The organism is Pseudomonas berkeleyensis (genome assembly GCF_014109765.1).
Lineage (GTDB): Bacteria > Pseudomonadota > Gammaproteobacteria > Pseudomonadales > Pseudomonadaceae > Aquipseudomonas > Aquipseudomonas berkeleyensis.
In genome coordinates, this window is the sequence record NZ_CP059139.1 from 4,462,501 (window position 1) to 4,481,227 (window position 18,727).

Genomic DNA, 18,727 nt, shown 5'->3' on the forward strand with positions numbered 1-18,727 from the left:
GGATCAGGCCCGAGGATCCCGAACACCGCGCAGTACAGCCAATAAAGAGGTGGCACCGTCGCAGCCACGAAGACCGCAATGCGCCAGAGCCGATACCGCATCAGTAGTACGTCCTCAAATCCATACCCGCATAAAGCCCGGCCACTTCTTCGTAGCCATTGAACATCCGTGTATCGATCACGTTCGGACTGAACAACCCGCTAGGCAGCCGCCGCTCCATCGCCTGCGACCAGCGCGGGTGATCGACCTGAGGATTGACGTTGGCATAGAAGCCGTATTCGTTCGGCGCGATACGCTCCCAGGTGGTTTTCGGCGCCTGGTCGACGAGGCTGATGCGCACGATGGACTTGATGCTCTTGAAGCCGTATTTCCAAGGCACGACCAGACGCAACGGCGCACCGTTCTGAGCGGGCAATACTCGCCCGTACATGCCAACCGCCATGAACGCCAGCGGATGCATGGCTTCATCCAGGCGCAGCCCTTCCACGTACGGCCAATCGATCAAAGAGAAACCCGAGCGCTGTCCCGGCATATGTTCGGCATCGACCAGGGTTTCGAAACGTACATAGCGAGCCGATGAGGTTGGCTGAACCTGCTTGAGCAGATCAGCCAGAGGAAAGCCCAACCAGGGAATCACCATCGACCAGGCCTCGACACAACGCAGCCGGTAGATACGCTCCTCGAAGGCATGCGGCTTGATCAGATCCTCGATGGCATAGCGCCCCGGCTTGGCAACTTCGCCATCGACCATGACGCTCCAAGGCTCGACCTGCAACTTGCCAGCGTTGGCAGCAGGATCGCCCTTGCCCGTACCGAATTCGTAGAAATTGTTGTAGTGCGTCGCATCCTTGAAGGGCGTAATGCTCTCACCCTCAGCGACGACTGCCTGCCAGCGGGTTCCCGATAATTTCTCATCGAACCAGCCCGGCGCCTTGGCCGGCTCCGCATCAGCATACGTACCCAGGGTATCGGCACGCGCCCACCCCGGCACGGCCCCCACTGCAGCCAAAGCCAGCGAAGCCTGCATCAGCTTGCGACGGGAGAGATAAACGGATTCAGGGGTAACTTCGGACTCTAGAGCCCGAGAGGGGGGAGGAACTCGGATGAGCATGGCGACTCCGCGACTACAGTTCGAGAAACGAACTGTAGACCACGGAGCGCGAAAGAAATTACAGGGTCACGCAGATTTACGACGACGCAGTTGCAGCAGGTACTGAACAGGGCCGGAAGCGGCGTAAGCCAGGAAAATCAGGAGCAGGATACGAGGCGGATCACTGAACACCACCGCGAAGACCAGCACCACAGCCAGGATGGCCACGAACGGCACGCGCCCTTTCAGATCCAGATCCTTGAAACTGTAGTATTTGATGTTGCTGACCATCAGGCAGCCTGCGGCGGCAACCAGCAACGCCACGGCAAAGGCCATGTTCGAGCCTTTGATACCGAAATCGCTGAATGCCCAGACGACACCAGCCACCACCCCCGCCGCTGCCGGACTGGCCAGACCGATGAAGTAGCGCTTGTCGACACTACCGATCTGCGTATTGAAACGGGCCAGGCGCAAGGCGGCGCCTGCCACATAAATAAAGGCGACCATCCAGCCGACCTTGCCCATGCTGCCCAATGCCCACTCGAAGGCAAGCAGTGCCGGCGCGACACCAAATGCGACCATATCGGAGAGCGAGTCGTACTCGGCGCCGAAGGCGCTTTGCGTGTTGGTCAGGCGAGCAACACGGCCATCCAGGCTGTCGAGCACCATGGCCACGAAAACAGCAGCGGCGGCGACATAGAAGTTGCCGTTCATGGCATTGATGATGGAGTAGAAACCGGCGAACAGGTTGGCCGTGGTGAACAGGTTAGGCAGCAGGTAGATGCCACGGTGACGAACCTTGCGCCCCTCGGCGTCCTGCCCTTCCTCTATATGCTCATCGATCGGCAGCAGGCTTTCGGTATTTTCGCCTGCAGGCTTTTGATCTTCGGAACCTTCACTCATGAACAGCACCTTGCAACGGGTTTGACAGATTTCGACCGGGACGACTGAGCTCAGTTCGCCAGCCAGCGAGCTGGCTTTATACCAGAACCCTTGCCCCAGAATGAAAAAACGCGGCATAGAGCCGCGTCTTTTCACACATCGCAGACCTTAGTTCTTGGTCTTGTCGACGATCTTGTTGGCAGAGATCCACGGCATCATCGCACGCAGTTTCTCGCCAACCACTTCGATGCCGTGAGCGGCATTGTTGCGGCGGTAAGCGGTCATCGACGGGTAGTTGGCAGCGCCTTCGGTGATGAACATCTTGGCGTACTCGCCGTCCTGGATGCGCTTCAGCGCATTGCGCATGGCTTGGCGCGACTGCTCGTTGATCACTTCCGGGCCGGTCACGTACTCACCGTACTCGGCGTTGTTGGAGATCGAGTAGTTCATGTTGGCGATGCCGCCTTCGAACATCAGGTCGACGATCAGCTTCAGCTCGTGCAGGCACTCGAAGTAGGCCATTTCCGGCGCGTAGCCCGCTTCGACCAGGGTTTCGAAACCGGCTTTGACCAGCTCGACAGTACCGCCACACAGAACAGCCTGCTCACCGAACAGGTCGGTCTCAGTCTCGTCCTTGAAGGTGGTTTCGATGATGCCGGTACGACCGCCGCCAACGCCCGAAGCGTAGGACAGAGCAACGTTCTTGGCGTTGCCGGAAGCGTCCTGGTAAACGGCGATCAGATCAGGAATACCGCCGCCCTTGACGAATTCGGTACGTACGGTGTGGCCCGGAGCTTTCGGCGCGATCATGATCACGTCGAGGTCGGCACGCGGAACGACCTGGTTGTAGTGGATCGAGAAGCCGTGGGAGAAGGCCAGGGTAGCGCCCTTCTTGATGTTCGGCTCGATCTCGTTCTTGTACAGCTGGCCTTGGAACTCGTCCGGGGTCAGGATCATCACCAGGTCGGCAGCAGCAACGGCGCTGGCAACGTCAGTCACTTTCAGGCCATGGGCTTCTGCCTTGGCAACGGTGGCAGAGCCTTTACGCAGGCCAACGGTGACATCCACACCGGAATCTTTCAGGTTGCAGGCCTGGGCATGGCCCTGGGAGCCGTAACCGATGATGGCGACTTTCTTGCCCTGGATGATGGAGAGGTCGCAATCTTTGTCGTAATAAACTTTCATGTTCTTGGCTCTTATGTATCGAAAAGGATGGGGTGCTAGCACCGCGACACAGGCACCTTAAGTGATCCGTCCCATTGCGTAAAATGATATATTTGCAACACAACATGCCGCTATATGAAACGACCATGGATAGCCACGCACTTCGCCTCTTTCTTTCCCTGGCAGACAACCTGCACTTCGGCAGAACCAGTCGCGAGCAACATGTCAGCCCGTCGGCGCTCAGTCGCAGCATCAAGCAACTCGAAGACGAACTCGGCGCCCCACTCTTCGTGCGCGACAATCGCTCGGTTCGCCTGACCCGTGAAGGGCAGAAATTCCGTGAGTACGCGAGCGAGGTCATGAACGGCTGGCAGGCCATTCGCCAGACGTTCATGGAGGATCAGTCCGTCCTGCATGGCGAGCTTTCCCTGTACTGCTCGGTAACGGCGAGCTACAGCTTTCTCTACGACATCCTCAGCAGCTTCCGACAGGACTACCCGCGCATCGAAATGAAGCTGCACACTGGTGATCCGGCCAAGGCCGTCGAGCGCGTGCAACAGGGACTGGAAGACCTGGCCATCGGCGCCCGCCCCGACCATCTGCCAGCAGGCATCGATTTTCAGTCGATCACACGTTCGGAACTACGCTTCATCGGGCCGCAGTCACCTCAACTTCTTACCGAAGAGCAGCTCAAGCACCCGTCAGCGGAGAGCTGGAAAGACGTGCCAATGATTCTCTCGGAAGAGGGCCTAGCAAGGGTTCGCACCGACCGCTGGCTGAAAAGCCATAGCATCAAACCACGCATCTATGCCCAGGTGAGCGGTAACGAAGCCATCGTCAGCATGGTGAGCCTGGGCTTCGGCATCGGCGTAGTACCGCAGATCGTTCTCGACAACAGCCCTCTGACCGCGCGCATTCGCATCTACGACATTCAACCACCGTTGACCGCCTACGATATCGGCCTGTTCGCGCTGGAAAAACGCCTGAAAGACCCGTTGATCGCAGCCTTCTGGAACCGCCAGCAATAACCGTCGGCGAAAAAAAGCCCCGCACTTGGCGGGGCTTCATTTGAGCGTTGCGATCAGATACTCAGTACCTTGTCGCCACGCGCGATACCGGTAACGCCACTGCGCACGGTTTCCAGGATCGACGCCGTGCCGATGGCCTGGATGAAGCTATCCAGCTTGTCGCTGGTACCGGTCAGTTGCACGGTATAGACGCTGCTGGTCACATCCACGATCTGGCCGCGGAAGATATCGGTGGTGCGCTTGACCTCGGCGCGCTGGGCGCCAGTGGCCTTGATCTTCACCAGCATCAGCTCGCGCTCGATGTGAGCGCTCTCCGACAGGTTGACCAGCTTGACCACCTCGACCAGCTTGTTGAGGTTCTTGGTGATCTGCTCGATCACTTCATCCTGGCCAACGGTGGTGAGAGTCAGGCGCGACAGCGTCGGATCCTCGGTCGGCGCTACGGTGAGGCTTTCGATGTTGTAGTTACGCTGGGAGAACAGACCGACCACGCGGGACAGTGCGCCCGGCTCGTTTTCCAGCAGCAGGGAAATGATGTGTCGCATGCTCAGGTCCGCTCCGTCTTGCTCAACCACATGTCACGCATAGCGCCGTCCCTGATCTGCATCGGGTAGACGTGCTCGCTGGTATCCACGGCGATGTCGAGGAACACCAGTCGATTTTTCAATGCGAAGGCTTCTTCAAGTCCGGGCTTGAGGTCTTTCAGCGCAGTGATACGCATGCCCACATGACCATAGGCCTCGGCCAGCTTGACGAAGTCAGGCAGCGATTCCATGTAGGAGTGCGAGTAACGGCTGCTGTACTGCATGTCCTGCCACTGGCGAACCATGCCCAGCGCACCGTTGTTCAGGTTGACGATCTTCACCGGCAGGTCGTACTGCAGGCAGGTCGACAGCTCCTGGATGTTCATCTGGATGCTGCCTTCGCCGGTCACGCAAGCCACGTCGGCATCCGGGAAGTTCATCTTGACGCCCATCGCCGCTGGGAAACCGAAGCCCATAGTGCCCAGGCCGCCGGAGTTGATCCAGCGATTGGGCTTGTTGAAGCGGTAGTACTGCGCCGCGAACATCTGGTGCTGGCCCACGTCGGAAGTGATGAAGGCATCGCCTTTGGTCACTTCGCACAAGGTTTCGATCACGGCCTGCGGCTTGATGATGGAACCGTCGCCCTCGTTGTAGGGGAACAGACGGCCACCACCGCGCCACTCGTCGATCTGCTTCCACCAGCTGGCAACGGTGTCCTTGTTCGGGGTTTCACCGATTTCCTTGAGGATGGCGACCATTTCGGTCAACACGCTGTCCACCGGACCGACGATCGGAATGTCGGCCTTGATGGTCTTGGAGATCGAAGCCGGATCGATGTCGATGTGGATGATCTTGGCGTTCGGGCAGAATTTTGCCGCACCGTTGATCACGCGGTCATCGAAGCGCGCGCCGACGGCCAGGATCACATCGGCGTGATGCATGGTCAGGTTGGCGGTGTAGCTGCCGTGCATGCCAAGCATGCCGATGAACTGGCGGTCGGTACCCGGATAGCCACCGAGGCCCATCAGGGTGTTGGTGACCGGCAGGTTGAGCATCTGCGCCAGCTCGGTCAGCGGCGCAGAAGCATTGCCCATGATTACGCCACCGCCGGAATACATGACCGGACGCTTGGCGGCCAGGAGCATCTCGGCAGCCTTGCGGATCTGGCCGGAGTGACCACGCACCGCCGGGCTGTAGGAGCGCAGCTTGACCTTCTTCGGGTAGACGTATTCGAACTTCTGGGTCGGGTCACCCATGTCTTTCGGGATGTCGACCACGACCGGGCCGGGACGACCAGATTCGGCGAGGTAGAAAGCCTTTTTCAGCACCTCAGGGATTTCTGCTGGGTGCTTGATGATGAAGCTGTGCTTCACGATCGGGCGGGAAATACCGACCATGTCGGTTTCCTGGAAAGCATCGGTACCGACCATGTTGCTCGGCACCTGACCAGAAATCACCACCATCGGAATGGAGTCCATGTAGGCGGTGGCGATGCCAGTGATGGCATTGGTCGCGCCTGGGCCAGAGGTGACCAGCACCACACCGGCTTTACCGGTGGCGCGGGCATAGCCGTCAGCCATATGAGTCGCTGCCTGTTCGTGACGCACCAGAATGTGGGTCACTTCCGGTTCTTTGAACAGGGCATCGTAGATATGCAGGAGAGCACCACCAGGGTACCCATAGATGTACTTAACGCCTTCGTCACGCAGGAAGCGGACGACCATTTCAGCGCCAGATAAAAGCTCCACGTTGTTCACCTCTTGAACGCCAGTATGCCACCCACGAACGGGTAGCCCTAAGTAGGTTCTTACTGTCAGCGGACATGCACGACGGTGATCGTGGATTCAGAACATCAGCTTGACGAGTAACGGAGCAGCCCATGGTCTTGCGGGGCTGGCCCTCCCAGCGCGAGGTAACGCGTTGCGGGTGTCACGGTTCGGCGCGGGTAGCGCCTCTTTTCCCCGAGCTGAAGGACGCTTGCGGCGGACTCCACTACGGGGGAAGGCTGGATTGTTCGGGTTCGGCAGGGGCAAGTCAAGAGATGTGTAACCTATTATTCGATCTTCTGCTGTGACGTAGCGCAGGATGAAGATTGTTGGCTTTTGGTTATAGTAACCAGCAGCACCGCAGCTCTCGACAAAGGAAACAGCATGCGCCACATGATCCTTACTGGCACCTTGATGCTCGCCCTGAGCACGACCGCCATGGCCAGCCAGATTTACAAGTGGGTGGACGAACAGGGCGTCACTCACTTCGGCGCACAGCCGCCACAGGGTCAGCAGGCAACGACGATCAATCCTTCCGCCCCTCCTCCCCGCCCGGCCAGCAGCGAGCCGGCACCGACGGTAGAGGAGCAGCTCGACCCCGAGCAGGCGGCCATCGACAAGAAGGTCAAGGAGGATGTGGCGAAGCAAGAAGCCGAACGCAAGCAGTACTGCGAGAACGCCCGCACCAACCTGGCTCAGCTGGAAAACAACCCACGCCTGCGCATCGAAGATGCTGGCGAAGTGCGCCGTATCGACGAGAACGAACGCCAGGAACGCATCACCGAGCTGAAGAAATCCATCGCGGAAAACTGCAAGTGATGCAGAGCGCGCACTCCGTCAGGACGTGCGCGTGATCAGTTGATCGAACTCGCCAAGCAATTCCTGCAAGCGGCGCGCAACGCCCGCCTGCTGCTGATAGACCATCTCTGCCATCGCCTGGATTCCTGACACCGACGGCAATGCTGCCCCGGCCTCCAACAGCTGCTTCATCCGCGGCAGAAAAATCCACTGCAGCCATTGTTCGAAGGTCAGCGTATCGACGCAGAACGGCTCCTGACTGGCCAACGCCTCGGCGCTTGGCGCCTCGTCCTGCCACCAACCGAGTACGCGCAATTCGCGCTCGATCAGTAGCAACTGCTCAGCCAGCAGAGCAACCCGGCTTTCCATCACAGATTAACCCTGGCACGCTCACGCGCCTGAGCGGCACCGGCCGGATCACCCTGACGTTCACGCGCCTGGGCGATCAAATCCCACAGGCTGGCCTGTAGCGCTGGACGCCCGGATGCGTAAGTCAGACCGCGACGGGCGAACTGCTCGGCCTGGGCCGCATCGCCCTGAGCCAGACGCACTTCAGCCAGGCGATAGAGCACTTGCGGCTCACGTGGGGCGATGCGCTGAGCACGTTCGAGGCTGGATGCCGCACCATTGAGATCGCCACCGCCCTGCTGTTGCTGAGCGGTAGTCAGCAGCGCCAGCACCGGCCCGTCCAGCTGTTCGTCGGCAGCCAGACCGCCGCCGCTGGGAATGCCACTGGGCATGCTCGGAGCCGAGGAGCTGAAACCACCTTGAATCGGCGCAGAGGGCTGGCTGCTCACGGGCGGATCGAACGTCAGGCCACCACTGGAGGTGATTGGCTGCGAGTTGGTCTGCAATGGGGTTGAAACGGCGCCTTGCGGCACCATCACCACCACACCGGAATCCTCTTCGATGCGCTGCGGCGTGGCGGCCGGACTCGGCGCATTCACGGGGCCAGAGCCACCGGACGAGAGCGGAGAACCGGCATCGATCACCGGAATCGAACCCTGCGGCACCGTACTGCAACCACCCAGAACTACCGTCGCCAGCATCGTGGCAAGCCACTTCTTGTTCACATCCAATCCTCTTCAGGTAACACCGAGCCGTTCGGCTCGGCCGTCAATCCAACCAGCCACGCACCCAGTCCATCACCGATTCGACCGGTGCCTGGATACCGCAAGCGGAGCCCGGGGCAGGTTCACTGCCGCGAATATAAGGCATCTGTACCGCGTTCGGGCAGCCCGACGCCGAGCCGAGACCGGTCTGGCGATCCACCCATGCCTGGGTGATGTTGTCCGGCATCGGCATATCCAGAGGTAGCGGGTCAGCCTTGCGCATGAAACCGGTCCACACCTGCAGAGCGCCAGTCGCCCCCGTCAACGGAGTCGGGCCATTGTCGTCGCGACCGAGCCAGACCACCGACAACAGATCCTGACTGAAACCGGCAAACCAGCTGTCACGCGAGTCATTACTGGTACCGGTCTTGCCAGCCAGGTTCAACGAACTGGGCAGTTGGCTGTAAACCGAGCGACCTGTGCCTTCGCGCATGGTGCGCTGCATGGCGTTCTGCACCAGATAGATGGCACCCGGATCAAAGCGCTGCTGGATCTGGAATGGATAACGCCCGAGCGGCTCGCCTTCGGCAGTGAGCACGCTGCGAATCCCGCGTAGCGGTGTGTTGAAACCGCCATTGGCCAGGGTCTGGTACATGCCTGCCACTTCCATCGGCGTCAGTGCGCCGGCCCCCAGCAGCATCGACGGATAGGCCGGCCACTTGCGCTCTACGCCCAGTCGCTCGAGGGTCTTGAGCACGTTGGGCACACCGATTTCCAGACCGAGCTTGGCCGTGGACAGGTTGTAGGATTGCGCCAGCCCCTGATAGAGATAGATGGTGCCGTGGGCCTTGCGATCGTAGTTCTGCGGTGTCCAGACCTGACCATCCTGCCCCTTGATGGAGAAGGGCTCATCCTCCAGCCAACTGGTCAGGGTGTACTGGCTCGGGCGTTCCAGCGCCGACAGGTAAATCGCCGGTTTGATCAGCGAGCCAATCGGTCGCACCGCATCCAGCGCCCGGTTGAAGCCGGCGAAACGCGGTTGGCGACTGCCTATCAGCGCCTGAATCTCACCCGTTTCCGGGTTGGTCACGACCATCCCCGCCTGCACCTCATCCACACCTTTGCGGCCGGCCAGACGTTTGAGCGTCTCGGCCAGGGCCTCTTCGGCCTTGAGCTGCAGCACCGGATCGAAACTGGTGAAGATACGCAAACCCTCTTCGGTCAGATCCTGCTCGCGGTAGTCTTCACGCAACTGGCGCTTGACCAGATCGAGGAAAGCCGGGAAGGAGCTGTCGGCCATGCTCCCGCGAGAAGTGACGCCCAGCGGCTTCTGCTTGGCCGTAGCAGCCTCTTCGGCAGTGATCGAGCCCTGCTCGGCCAGCAGGTCGAGCACCAGGTTACGACGGGCTAGCGCGCGCTCGGGATTACGTCGTGGGTTGAAATAGGTGGGCCCCTTGACCATGCCGACCAGCAGAGCCACCTGCTCCAACTTGAGCTCGGAAACCGGCTGGCTGAAGAAGTACTGACTGGCCAGACCAAAGCCGTGCACTGCGCGCTGACCATCCTGACCGAGGAATACCTCGTTCATGTAAGCCTCGAGAATCTCGCGCTTGTCGTAGTGCAGTTCGAGCAGCACCGCCATCATGGCCTCGGTGGCCTTGCGCAGCAGGGTGCGTTCGTTGGTCAGGTAGAAATTCTTCACCAACTGCTGGGTCAGGGTACTGCCGCCTTGAACCAGACGCCCGGACGAGGCGTTGATCCAGAGCGCGCGGGCGATGCCCTTGGGCGACACGCCGAAATGATCGAAGTAATCGCGATCCTCGACCGCCACCAGCGCATCGATCAGGTAGGCCGGCACCTGATCCAGCTTGATCAGGATGCGATCTTCCTGATGCGCCGGATAAAGCCCGCCGATCAACAGCGGCTCCAGTCGCGCCACTGCCAGGTTAGCGCCGTCAGCCTGCGTCAGCCCGGCCACATAATCGCCGGAGAAACGCACGCGCACCTTCTGCGAAGGCTCGGCGCCCTCATAGAACTGGAAACCACGGCTGTGCAGCTCGATATTGTTACCGGCCACCGATACCGCACCCGGCCCATGAACCGTGCTCTCACGGCGATAGCCCAGCGCATCGAGCTCGCGCAGGAAGTCGTCCTTGGCCAGCTTCTGGCCGACGAACAGTTCCAGCGGTCTGGCATAGACCTTGGCCGGCACTGTCCAGCGCTTGCCGGAGAATTTCTCCTGCACCACGGCATCGAGGTAAACGGCAAAAACGGCAAGGATCACCAGGCCGACAAGACCGAGCTTGAGCCCCCAGCCAAGCCAGGGACGCATACCGGACGAGCGGGGTTTCTTGTTTGAGCGGGGGGAGCGTTTTCGAGTCATGGCGGGATTATACGCACTTTACATAGGGGCCAGCAGGCCGCTCGGATGGTTTGCAGAGCCGCTCACAGCGGCCATAATGCCGAGCTCGAACAGCGTCTAGAACAAGGATCGAACGTGAGCCAAGCCCTGATTGCCGCATTGCAGAACCCGGCCCTGTATCCGCATCCTGTGGATGGGTTTCAGGTCATTGAGACCCACATTTCCTGGGTTTTGCTCACTGGCCCCTATGCCTACAAGATCAAAAAACCAGTCAATTTCGGCTTTCTCGATTTCACCGAACTCGACGCACGTCGACATTTTTGCGCTGAAGAGCTGCGCCTCAACCAGCGTTTGACCCAGGATTTGTATCTGGAAGTGTTGCCGATCGGCGGCAGTGAAGACGCTCCGAACCTCGACGGCAGCACACCCGCCATCGAGTACGCTCTGAAAATGCGCCAGTTCCCCCAGGAGCAGTTGCTCAGTGCCGTGCAGGCGCGTGGCGAACTGGGCAATACGCATATCGATGCACTGGCCGAGCAAATCGCAGCCTTTCATCTGAGCGCTCCGCGAGTGCCACAGGAGCATCCACTGGGCACCGCTGAAGCGGTGATGACGCCGGTGCAACAGAACTTCGACCAGATTCGCCCGATGCTCAGCGACAAGGCCGATCTGTTGCAACTCGAAGCCCTCGAAGCCTGGGCCCAGTCCAGCTATGAGCGCCTGTATCCATTGCTGAGCGAGCGTAAGAAACAGGGTTTCATTCGCGAATGCCACGGCGACATTCACCTGGGTAACGCCGCGCAGATCGATGGCCGTGTGGTGCTGTTCGACTGCATCGAGTTCAACGAACCCTTCCGCCTGACCGACATCACCGCCGACATCGCTTTCCTCGCCATGGATCTCGAAGACCGCGGCCTCAAGTGCCTGGCACGACGCTTCATCAGCGCCTGGCTGGAGCACACCGGTGACTATGCTGCGCTGCAATTGCTGAATTTCTACAAGGCCTACCGTGCGATGGTGCGCGGCAAGGTGGCCCTGTTCCGCCTGGGCCAGGAACAGGATCCGGTGCAGCGCGCCGTGATCCTGCGTCAGTACCGCGGCTATGCCGCACTGGCCGAGAGCTACAGCGCCATTCCCTCCCCCTTCCTGGCCATCACTCACGGCGTATCTGCCGTGGGCAAGAGCCATGTCGCCATGCGCCTGGTCGAAGCCCTCGGCACCATCCGCCTGCGCTCCGACATCGAGCGCAAGCGCCTGTTCGGTGAGCAGACCGACGCCTCCAAGGATCAGCTTGCCAAAGGCATCTACAGCGCCGAAGCCAGTCAGGCGACCTACGATCGTCTGCACCAGCTTGCACGCGAGACGTTGCTGGCTGGTTTCCCGGTAATCATCGACGCCACCTATCTCAAAGCCGAGCAACGTCAGGCCGCAAGCGAGGTCGCCGAGCAGACCGGGGCTCCCTTCCTGATCCTCGACTGTCACGCACCGGAGGCCGTGATCGCCAGCTGGTTGGCGCAACGCCAGCAAGACGGCAAAGATCCTTCCGATGCGACGCTTGAGGTGATCCAGGCGCAGCAAGCTGCTCGCGAACCACTCGACGATGAAGAAGTGATCCACAGCAAGCGCGTCGATACCCATGACAGCGCCAGCCTGGATAGCCTGGTCGAGCGCATCCGCCAGCGCCTGCCGGGAATCTGAGCCGAATCACGCGTTGGCGCACCCTGCCGGGCAAAGCCTGGCAGGGCTTCTATACTGCCGGTGAGACCACTACCGGTATCTGCCATGAGCCAGCCACGCCAGCTTGATCATCCGCTCTATCACCTGCTGCATAACGACGATGTGAAGGGCTTCAATGCGCAAAAGCCCCAAGGCGTCGAGGTCGACCTTTCCGGCGGCGATTTCCGCGGGCTCGACCTGCGCAACATGGACACCGAAGCCGTCAACTTCACCGATGCCTATTTCCGCGGTGCCGACTTGCGTGGCCTGGATTTCCGTAATGCCAAGATCGAAGGGGCCAGTCTGGCCCACGCGCAGATCTCCGGCGCCTACTTTCCGGTCGAACTGACCGCCGACGAAATTCTCATGTCGGTTAATTTCGGCACTCGCCTGCGTTATCGCACCAAGTAAACCTGCGAGCGGAGTCGACACGGCGCTCGCCTCATTGACCGCTACACTTCCTGACAGGCACGCCAACGCGAAACACTCTCTCGCACGCATGGAGGCCCGATGAACGACGAACTGCAACATCTGAAGAACCTCGGAAAAACCTCAGCCCAGTGGCTGCATGCCGTAGGCATTCACAGCGCCAACGACCTGCGCCGCTATGGCGCTGTAGGGGCCTACCGCGCCGTACGCGCCCGCGGTTTTCGTGCTTCCAAGGTTCTGCTCTATGCGATAGAGGGTGCACTGCTCGACGTACATTGGAGTGAACTGCCGGAGGCGCACAAGGCAGAACTGAACGGCAAACTGGGCGAAGTGCAGGGTTACAACAAGAGCTAGCTCACAACACCAGTGCGTAGAGATTTACTCAGGACGCGCCGCAGCCTATTGTTTCAGGGACGTTCGTGCGGTCAGTCAGCCCAGCCAGTTCAAGGAATTACGGTTATGTATTTACTCGGGGAGCAACCGGCCTACGCCGATCAGTTGATCAATCGCCTGCAGAGCATCCCCACTCAGTTGCTGGAAGGACTGCAACCCGCTGGCGAACCACTGCGTCTGGAGCGAGTCGATGATCTGGCCCAGGTACTGCCGGGCAACCAGTTGTTCATCATCGAGAATGGCTTGCTGCATGCAGTGGTCGACGAACGTCCGCTGTTCTACCTGCAGGAAGGCGACTTGGTCGGCCTGCGCCAGGGCATCGACCTGCCCAGTTGCCGCTACAGCAGCGAAGAACCCATCAGCCTGCTCCCCTATTCACGCAGTGAAGTGTTCCAGCACATCTATGCCAGCGAGCAGCGTCAGGAACAGTTCATTCACTACCTGATCGGCCATACCGCCCTGCTCTCCGACGCACTCGCACGCCTGAAACAACCGGAGATCCGTCCAGCTACCGGTTTCCAGCACTTCGCCGCCGGCGAGGAACTGATCCACCAGGGTGACGACGCCGACCACGTGTTCATCATCATAGAGGGGCACGCCGAAGCGTTGGTCGACGGGCAGAAAGTCGGTGACGTGCAGAAAGACGAGATCTTCGGTGCCATGGCGGTATTCACCCGCGAGAAGCGCAGCGCCACGGTAGTCGCCAGCGAGCCCTGCACCGTCATGGTGATCCCCAAGGAGCAATTCCTCAGCCTGATGCAAAGCAACCCGCGCATCGCCCATAGCCTGATCGAGAGCATGGCGCGGCGCATCGACCTGCTGAACAAGGAAGTCACTCAACTGCGCGTACCGACCATTTCCTGAAACAGGAAAGACTCGACGAACCCCGGCAGAGGCCGGGGTTTTGCATTTCTGAGCCCTGGGAAACTTTCTGAGAAAAATTCTCAAAAGGGCGTTGACTATGAAATGAGAATTGTTATTATTATCTCAACTGGTCGCGAGATCAGCCGATAAGCTAAAGAGACCATTCAGTCGGACTCTTCAGATTATCTCCTCATCAGGCTAATCACGGTTATTGACCCGGCTCTTGCCGGGTCTTTTTTTGCCCGCTCGACAGCCTGTCTCAATCCTCGACCTGCGCCAGCCAGTCCGACAGGTTGAAAGCAAGGTGACACGGCTGATCAGCCCATCGCAAGAAGCGGCTAGGGTCGCAGTTTGGCGCAGTGATCCTGCTCAGGCTGGGCCGCTGTGTACCAGACGTAGTCGGCCATGGACGCGTCCACCGAACGGCCGACTTCGGCAAGAATCAGCACGGCAGTGGTGTTCCGCACCCCGAGGTCGATCAGGTGCAGCGGTACGCCAAGATCCTTGCGCACATGGAAGGCGCCGGCAAATAGCAGACTCGGTTGCGGAGCCGCCAACAAGGCCTCAGCCATGCGCCGGTCACGCTGCTGTTGTACGGCGAGCATCGCCGGTAACTGGCTCACCGGCAGCAGGCCGCAGTGCGAGTCGCGGATGTCGCTCAGCAGCCTTTCCTGAACGTTCGCCGCACTGGAACGCTCGCCTTGCAGCAGTGGCCGTTGACGGTAGATCTGCATGATCTCGGCACGATCCAGATTGGCGGCGAGCAAGGGATAAGGCTGACGCAGTTGATGCAACACCAATGGCCCATAGAGCGACCAGTCCCACCCTGGCTGCCAGGCCAGTGCGTCGAATGGATCGGCCATCGCCTGGCCTTCACGGATAACCGCCTGAGCCTGAGCGACCTTCTCTTGCTGATCGCGGTTGAGCATTTCCATCAACACGCTGCCCTGCGCTCGCCGCTTCGACAACTCACGCGACAGCCACAGCTGCAGGGCATGATGATCGGGGTTGTCATGCTGCTCGCCGACCAGCACCCGCTCGGCCTCCGCCAAACGCGATACGAGCTGCTGCGGACTGATCGTTTGCCCACTGTTCAGATCGACGATGCGGCCAAGGTCGGCATGCTCGCGCCCCAACGGCGCGATGGGCGCAGGCGGCGGTAACACATGCTGGCTCTGGCAGGCAGCGAGCAAGATCAGACAGCTCAGCAGAACGACTCGCATGACAGGCTCCAGCGATCAGCGTGCGACAATTAGCGGATGACCACGCTCGGGATGAGTTTGCACCAGCACTTCCAGGCCAAACACTGCCTGTAGCGGTTCGGCTCGCAGCACCTCAGCCGGCGTACCCAGAGCATGCATCCTGCCCTGCTCCAGTAATAGCAGTCGATCACAATAGCGCGCGGCCAGGTTGAGGTCGTGGAGAATCACCAGCACTGCCGCGCCAGCTTCAGCCAGGCGCCTGACCGCCTGCAAGCAGGTGTGCTGGTGCAGCGGATCGAGCATCGACGTCGGCTCGTCGAGCAGCAGAATCTGCTCCTCACCACCTGGCCATAATTGCGCCAGCACTCGCGCCAAGTGCACGCGCTGGCGCTCTCCACCAGACAGCGCGAGATAGCTGCGGCCCGCCAGGTGCGCAGCATCTGCTGCTTGCAGCGCCTCCTGCACGATCTGCGCGTCACGCACACGACCGCTGTCATGGGGCAAACGCCCCATGGCGACTACCTCTTCCACGCGAAAGGCGAAATTGAGGCTAGAACTCTGCGGTAACACTGCCAGACGCCGGGCACGCTCCGGCCCAGACCAGTCATCAAGCGCACGCCGATCCAGTGTTACCTGTCCGGCACTGGCGGGCAGCTCGCCGGTCATGGCCGCGAGCAAGGTGCTCTTGCCCGCACCGTTCGGCCCCAGCACACCCAGCAACTCTCCTGGGCGCAGCTGCAGATCGATACCACTGAGCACGACGCGCTGACCGCGGCGAATTTCCAGCTGTTCGACCTGCAGCATCAGCTTCTCCCCCGCACCAGCAGGTACAGAAAGAACGGGGCACCGATAAGCGCCGTGACGATCCCGATCGGCAATTCGGCGGGTGCCAGTGCCAACCGCGCAACAAGGTCGGCCAGCAACAGCAGGCTCGCTCCAGCCAGTGCCGAGGCCGGCAGCAGCAGACGATGATCAGGCCCCACCAGCAAGCGCATCAGGTGCGGTACCACCAGTCCGATGAATCCGATAAGGCCGGCAGCCGCCACCGCAGCGCCCACTCCCAGCGCCGTGCAGAACACCAGCTCACGCTTGAGCCGTTCTACCTCGAAGCCCAGGTGCCGTGCTTCCGATTCGCCCAGTAGCAAGGCATTCAACGCCCGTGCACGCCGCGGCAGCCACAGTGCGACAGCCAGTGTGGCCAGCAGCAGTGGCCAGAGCCGGGCATAGCTGGCACCGTTGAGGCTGCCCAGGTTCCAGAAGGTCAGGGTGCGCAGGGTCGCATCGTCAGCCAGGTAGGTGAACAGACCGATGGCGGCGCCGGCGAGCGCCGTGAGTGCGATACCGGCCAGCAACATGGTCGCCACGTTGGTCTGCCCGTCGCGCCGCCCCAGGCGATAGACCAGAGCCGTCACCAGCAAACCACCGATGAAAGCAAAAGCCGATAACAGATAGGGCGCGAACGCCTCGTGCAAACCGCCGAAGGCGGCACCACCGACGATGGCCACTGCCGCGCCGAGCGCAGCGCCACTGGAAACCCCGACCAAACCCGGGTCGGCCAGCGGGTTGCGAAACAAGCCCTGCATCGCCACACCGCAGAGTGCCAACACCATGCCCACAGCCAACCCGAGCAAAGTACGAGGCACGCGGATCTGCGCCAGGATCAGCTCTGCCTGTTGCACCGCGGCATCGGCTGCCAGCGGCACACCGAGCAAGCGCAATGCCGCACGCAGGGTATCGCCCAATGGCAGGCTGACAGGCCCCAGCGCCAGCGAGAGCCACAACACGAACATGAGCAACAGGCCCAATGCGATGAACAGTGGGCGTGCCTGAAGAGGAGGAATCATGGCTGGCGCAGGACTTCGGCGGCTCGGGATTGGCTGGCAGGATAAAAGCCTGCGGCCAGCATCGCCAGCCCATCCGGAACGCGAGGCCCAAGCCCCCCTACCAGCAGCGTTGGATCGAGCGCCAACAGGCGCCCGTCACGCGCGGCACGGGTTCCCGCCAACGCCGGGTTCTGTTGCAGCAATGCCTGCCTGGCCGCCTCCCCCTCCAGCGCGCGATCGGCAACCACCACGACCTGCGGATCGAGTGCCAGCAACGCTTCACTGGACAGTGCCTTGTAGCCACTGTGAGTGGCCAGATTGCGGCCTCCGGCATGGCTGATCAACCAATCCGCTGCCGTATCGACACCACCGACCAACGGACTGCCGCCGGCATGCCCGATCAGCAGTAAAACGCCTGGCGCCGCCTGGTCGTGCTGCGCCCGCTCGACCCATTGCCGTTGCGCCTGCAAGCGCGCCAGGTAGTCAGCGTAGGCGCGCTGCGCTGCCGCCTCATCACCGAGCAACTGCCCCAGGCGTTGCAGGTTGGCCTGCAGGCTGTCCAATTCGGCCTGTGCACTCAGGCGCTCGATACGCACGCCGGCAGCCGCCAGTTGCTCGAGCACCGGAGGCGGCCCCATTTCTTCGCTGCCGAGCAACAGATCCGGCTGCAACGCAAGAATGCCTTCGGCAGCCAGTTGCCGTTGATAGCCAATACTGGGCAGTTTGCTCAGCGCTACCGGATGGCGGCTGGTGGTATCGACGCCCACCAGCTTGTCTTCACCACCGAGCTGCACGACCCACTCGCTGAGCGCACCACCGGAACTGACCCAGCGCTGCGGCAACGACTCCTGAGCCAGAACCAGGTTGGGAAAGAGCAGGACGGCGGTCAGGCCGCCCAGAATATGTGCAAGACGCATGGTCTCGACTCCTCGAACGTGAGATAGGCCGACTCAGGACTTCGAATGGTCGGCGCTCGTGTTTCAGGCCAGAACAGGCAGCGCTTCGGCCAGTGCACAGCATTCGTCGCGCGCACGCGTACCGACACAGCGATGCGATTGAGAGAACATAATTCACCTGATAATTATTTGCAGCAGATAAATAGTCTCGACAACATCACACCCATTCCACTGCCGAACAACGCGCTACGCGCCTCTACCCCGCTCGTGTCTACCGCGAGTCTGGCCCCAGCTTCCCGGCATCTATGCCCTGACAGTTGCAAGTTCCACTTGGCGCATGGATGCGCCCTCCTCCTTCCTGCGGGATAATCGCGCCATCTGAAACGGAGACCGCGATGATCCGCCTGTGCGCCCCAGACGAACTGACCGAAGGCCAGAGCCGGGGCTTCCTGATCGACCAATTGAACCTGCTCGCCGTACGCAGGCACGGCCAGGTACATGCCTACCTCAACCGCTGCCCGCATCGCGGCATCGCGCTGGAATGGGTGAAAGACGATTTTCTCGACGACAGTGGCAGCCTGATCCGCTGCGCGAGGCATGGCGCACTGTTTCTCATCGATAGCGGCGAATGCGTCGCAGGCCCCTGCGAGGGACAGGCATTGCAGATGCTGGAGTGCCTGGAGGACGCGAATGGGATCTGGATCGTACCGTAGGTCGCGCTGTGCGCACCGCGCTCCC

The 18,727-nt window shown here is 60.8% G+C and carries 20 protein-coding genes (1 of these 20 cut by a window edge); 7 read left to right on the top strand and 13 right to left on the bottom strand.

The annotated features are described in order from the left end of the window. The 4 genes from msrQ to ilvC form a co-directional block, all read right to left on the bottom strand. On the bottom strand, nucleotides 1-101 hold the 5' portion of the coding sequence (gene msrQ / locus HS968_RS20675; protein WP_182368490.1) for a protein-methionine-sulfoxide reductase heme-binding subunit MsrQ. The gene continues 526 nt to the left of window position 1, outside the view; 101 of the gene's 627 nt are visible here — the first part of the coding sequence; the start codon lies at nucleotides 99-101; its stop codon lies beyond the left edge, outside the window. Beyond that, nucleotides 101-1,111: a protein-methionine-sulfoxide reductase catalytic subunit MsrP gene (gene msrP, locus HS968_RS20680; RefSeq protein ID WP_182368491.1), complete on the bottom strand. Its 1,011-nt coding sequence runs from the start codon at nucleotides 1,109-1,111 to the stop codon at nucleotides 101-103. Before msrP ends, msrQ begins: the two co-directional genes overlap by 1 nt. 66 nt (nucleotides 1,112-1,177) lie before the next feature. After that, nucleotides 1,178-1,993, bottom strand: a complete 816-nt coding sequence (gene pssA / locus HS968_RS20685; protein WP_106742747.1) for a CDP-diacylglycerol--serine O-phosphatidyltransferase — start codon at nucleotides 1,991-1,993, stop codon at nucleotides 1,178-1,180. Nucleotides 1,994-2,140: 147 nt separating this feature from the next. Further along, nucleotides 2,141-3,157, bottom strand: a complete 1,017-nt coding sequence (gene ilvC / locus HS968_RS20690; RefSeq protein WP_106737003.1) for a ketol-acid reductoisomerase — start codon at nucleotides 3,155-3,157, stop codon at nucleotides 2,141-2,143. 125 nt (nucleotides 3,158-3,282) lie between these two features. Between ilvC and ilvY the strand changes: the two genes are divergently transcribed. Next, entirely contained in the window at nucleotides 3,283-4,164 is an 882-nt protein-coding gene (gene ilvY, locus HS968_RS20695; RefSeq protein WP_119694626.1) for an HTH-type transcriptional activator IlvY, read from the top strand. Between the two features lie 53 nt (nucleotides 4,165-4,217). Here the strand turns inward: ilvY and ilvN are convergent, their stop codons facing one another. Continuing rightward, entirely contained in the window at nucleotides 4,218-4,709 is a 492-nt protein-coding gene (gene ilvN, locus HS968_RS20700; protein ID WP_037001488.1) for an acetolactate synthase small subunit, read from the bottom strand. Nucleotides 4,710-4,711: 2 nt separating this feature from the next. Then, nucleotides 4,712-6,436: an acetolactate synthase 3 large subunit gene (locus HS968_RS20705; RefSeq protein WP_119694638.1), complete on the bottom strand. Its 1,725-nt coding sequence runs from the start codon at nucleotides 6,434-6,436 to the stop codon at nucleotides 4,712-4,714. Between the two features lie 402 nt (nucleotides 6,437-6,838). Between HS968_RS20705 and HS968_RS20710 the strand changes: the two genes are divergently transcribed. Beyond that, the gene (locus tag HS968_RS20710) at nucleotides 6,839-7,273 is read left to right on the top strand and encodes a DUF4124 domain-containing protein (protein ID WP_179622464.1); all 435 of its coding nucleotides are present in this window, start codon (nucleotides 6,839-6,841) and stop codon (nucleotides 7,271-7,273) included. Nucleotides 7,274-7,291: 18 nt separating this feature from the next. Here the strand turns inward: HS968_RS20710 and HS968_RS20715 are convergent, their stop codons facing one another. From HS968_RS20715 to mrcB, 3 genes are all read right to left on the bottom strand, one after another. Next, nucleotides 7,292-7,621: a YqcC family protein gene (locus tag HS968_RS20715; protein WP_179622465.1), complete on the bottom strand. Its 330-nt coding sequence runs from the start codon at nucleotides 7,619-7,621 to the stop codon at nucleotides 7,292-7,294. Then, complete coding sequence (locus tag HS968_RS20720; protein ID WP_182371662.1) at nucleotides 7,621-8,301, bottom strand: tetratricopeptide repeat protein; 681 nt, start codon at nucleotides 8,299-8,301, stop codon at nucleotides 7,621-7,623. Before HS968_RS20720 ends, HS968_RS20715 begins: the two co-directional genes overlap by 1 nt. 67 nt (nucleotides 8,302-8,368) lie before the next feature. Beyond that, a complete protein-coding gene (mrcB, locus tag HS968_RS20725; protein ID WP_179622466.1) occupies nucleotides 8,369-10,687 on the bottom strand; it encodes a penicillin-binding protein 1B in 2,319 nt (772 codons plus the stop codon). A gap of 114 nt (nucleotides 10,688-10,801) precedes the next feature. Here mrcB and HS968_RS20730 point away from each other — a divergent pair, with 114 nt between their 5' ends. The 4 genes from HS968_RS20730 to HS968_RS20745 all read left to right on the top strand — a co-directional run bounded on the left by HS968_RS20730 (nucleotide 10,802) and on the right by HS968_RS20745 (nucleotide 14,068). After that, nucleotides 10,802-12,364, top strand: a complete 1,563-nt coding sequence (locus HS968_RS20730; RefSeq protein ID WP_182368492.1) for a bifunctional aminoglycoside phosphotransferase/ATP-binding protein — start codon at nucleotides 10,802-10,804, stop codon at nucleotides 12,362-12,364. An 84-nt stretch (nucleotides 12,365-12,448) separates the two neighbouring features. Beyond that, a complete protein-coding gene (locus HS968_RS20735; RefSeq protein WP_182368493.1) occupies nucleotides 12,449-12,793 on the top strand; it encodes a pentapeptide repeat-containing protein in 345 nt (114 codons plus the stop codon). A 99-nt stretch (nucleotides 12,794-12,892) separates the two neighbouring features. Beyond that, nucleotides 12,893-13,165 carry a TfoX/Sxy family protein gene (locus HS968_RS20740; RefSeq protein WP_106737012.1) on the top strand — a complete coding sequence of 91 codons (273 nt, stop codon included), beginning with the start codon at nucleotides 12,893-12,895 and terminating at the stop codon, nucleotides 13,163-13,165. Nucleotides 13,166-13,270: 105 nt separating this feature from the next. After that, nucleotides 13,271-14,068 (top strand): cyclic nucleotide-binding domain-containing protein, encoded by a 798-nt coding sequence (locus HS968_RS20745; RefSeq protein ID WP_119694620.1) that lies wholly within the window; start codon nucleotides 13,271-13,273, stop codon nucleotides 14,066-14,068. Nucleotides 14,069-14,406: 338 nt separating this feature from the next. On the opposite strand, the gene HS968_RS20750 is transcribed toward HS968_RS20745, so the two are convergent. The 4 genes from HS968_RS20750 to HS968_RS20765 are packed head-to-tail and all read right to left on the bottom strand — an operon-like array spanning nucleotide 14,407 to nucleotide 18,010. After that, a complete protein-coding gene (locus tag HS968_RS20750) occupies nucleotides 14,407-15,291 on the bottom strand; it encodes a ChaN family lipoprotein (RefSeq protein WP_182368495.1) in 885 nt (294 codons plus the stop codon). A gap of 15 nt (nucleotides 15,292-15,306) precedes the next feature. Then, nucleotides 15,307-16,074, bottom strand: coding sequence for a heme ABC transporter ATP-binding protein (locus HS968_RS20755; RefSeq protein ID WP_182368496.1), 768 nt, complete (start codon nucleotides 16,072-16,074; stop codon nucleotides 15,307-15,309). Further along, nucleotides 16,074-17,060 carry a FecCD family ABC transporter permease gene (locus tag HS968_RS20760; protein WP_182371663.1) on the bottom strand — a complete coding sequence of 329 codons (987 nt, stop codon included), beginning with the start codon at nucleotides 17,058-17,060 and terminating at the stop codon, nucleotides 16,074-16,076. Before HS968_RS20760 ends, HS968_RS20755 begins: the two co-directional genes overlap by 1 nt. A 50-nt stretch (nucleotides 17,061-17,110) precedes the next feature. Next, entirely contained in the window at nucleotides 17,111-18,010 is a 900-nt protein-coding gene (locus tag HS968_RS20765; RefSeq protein WP_182368497.1) for a heme/hemin ABC transporter substrate-binding protein, read from the bottom strand. Nucleotides 18,011-18,384: 374 nt separating this feature from the next. Here HS968_RS20765 and HS968_RS20770 point away from each other — a divergent pair, with 374 nt between their 5' ends. Further along, on the top strand, nucleotides 18,385-18,702 hold the full coding sequence (locus HS968_RS20770) for a Rieske (2Fe-2S) protein (protein ID WP_119694615.1): 318 nt from the start codon (nucleotides 18,385-18,387) through the stop codon (nucleotides 18,700-18,702). Nucleotides 18,703-18,727 lie beyond the last annotated feature (25 nt).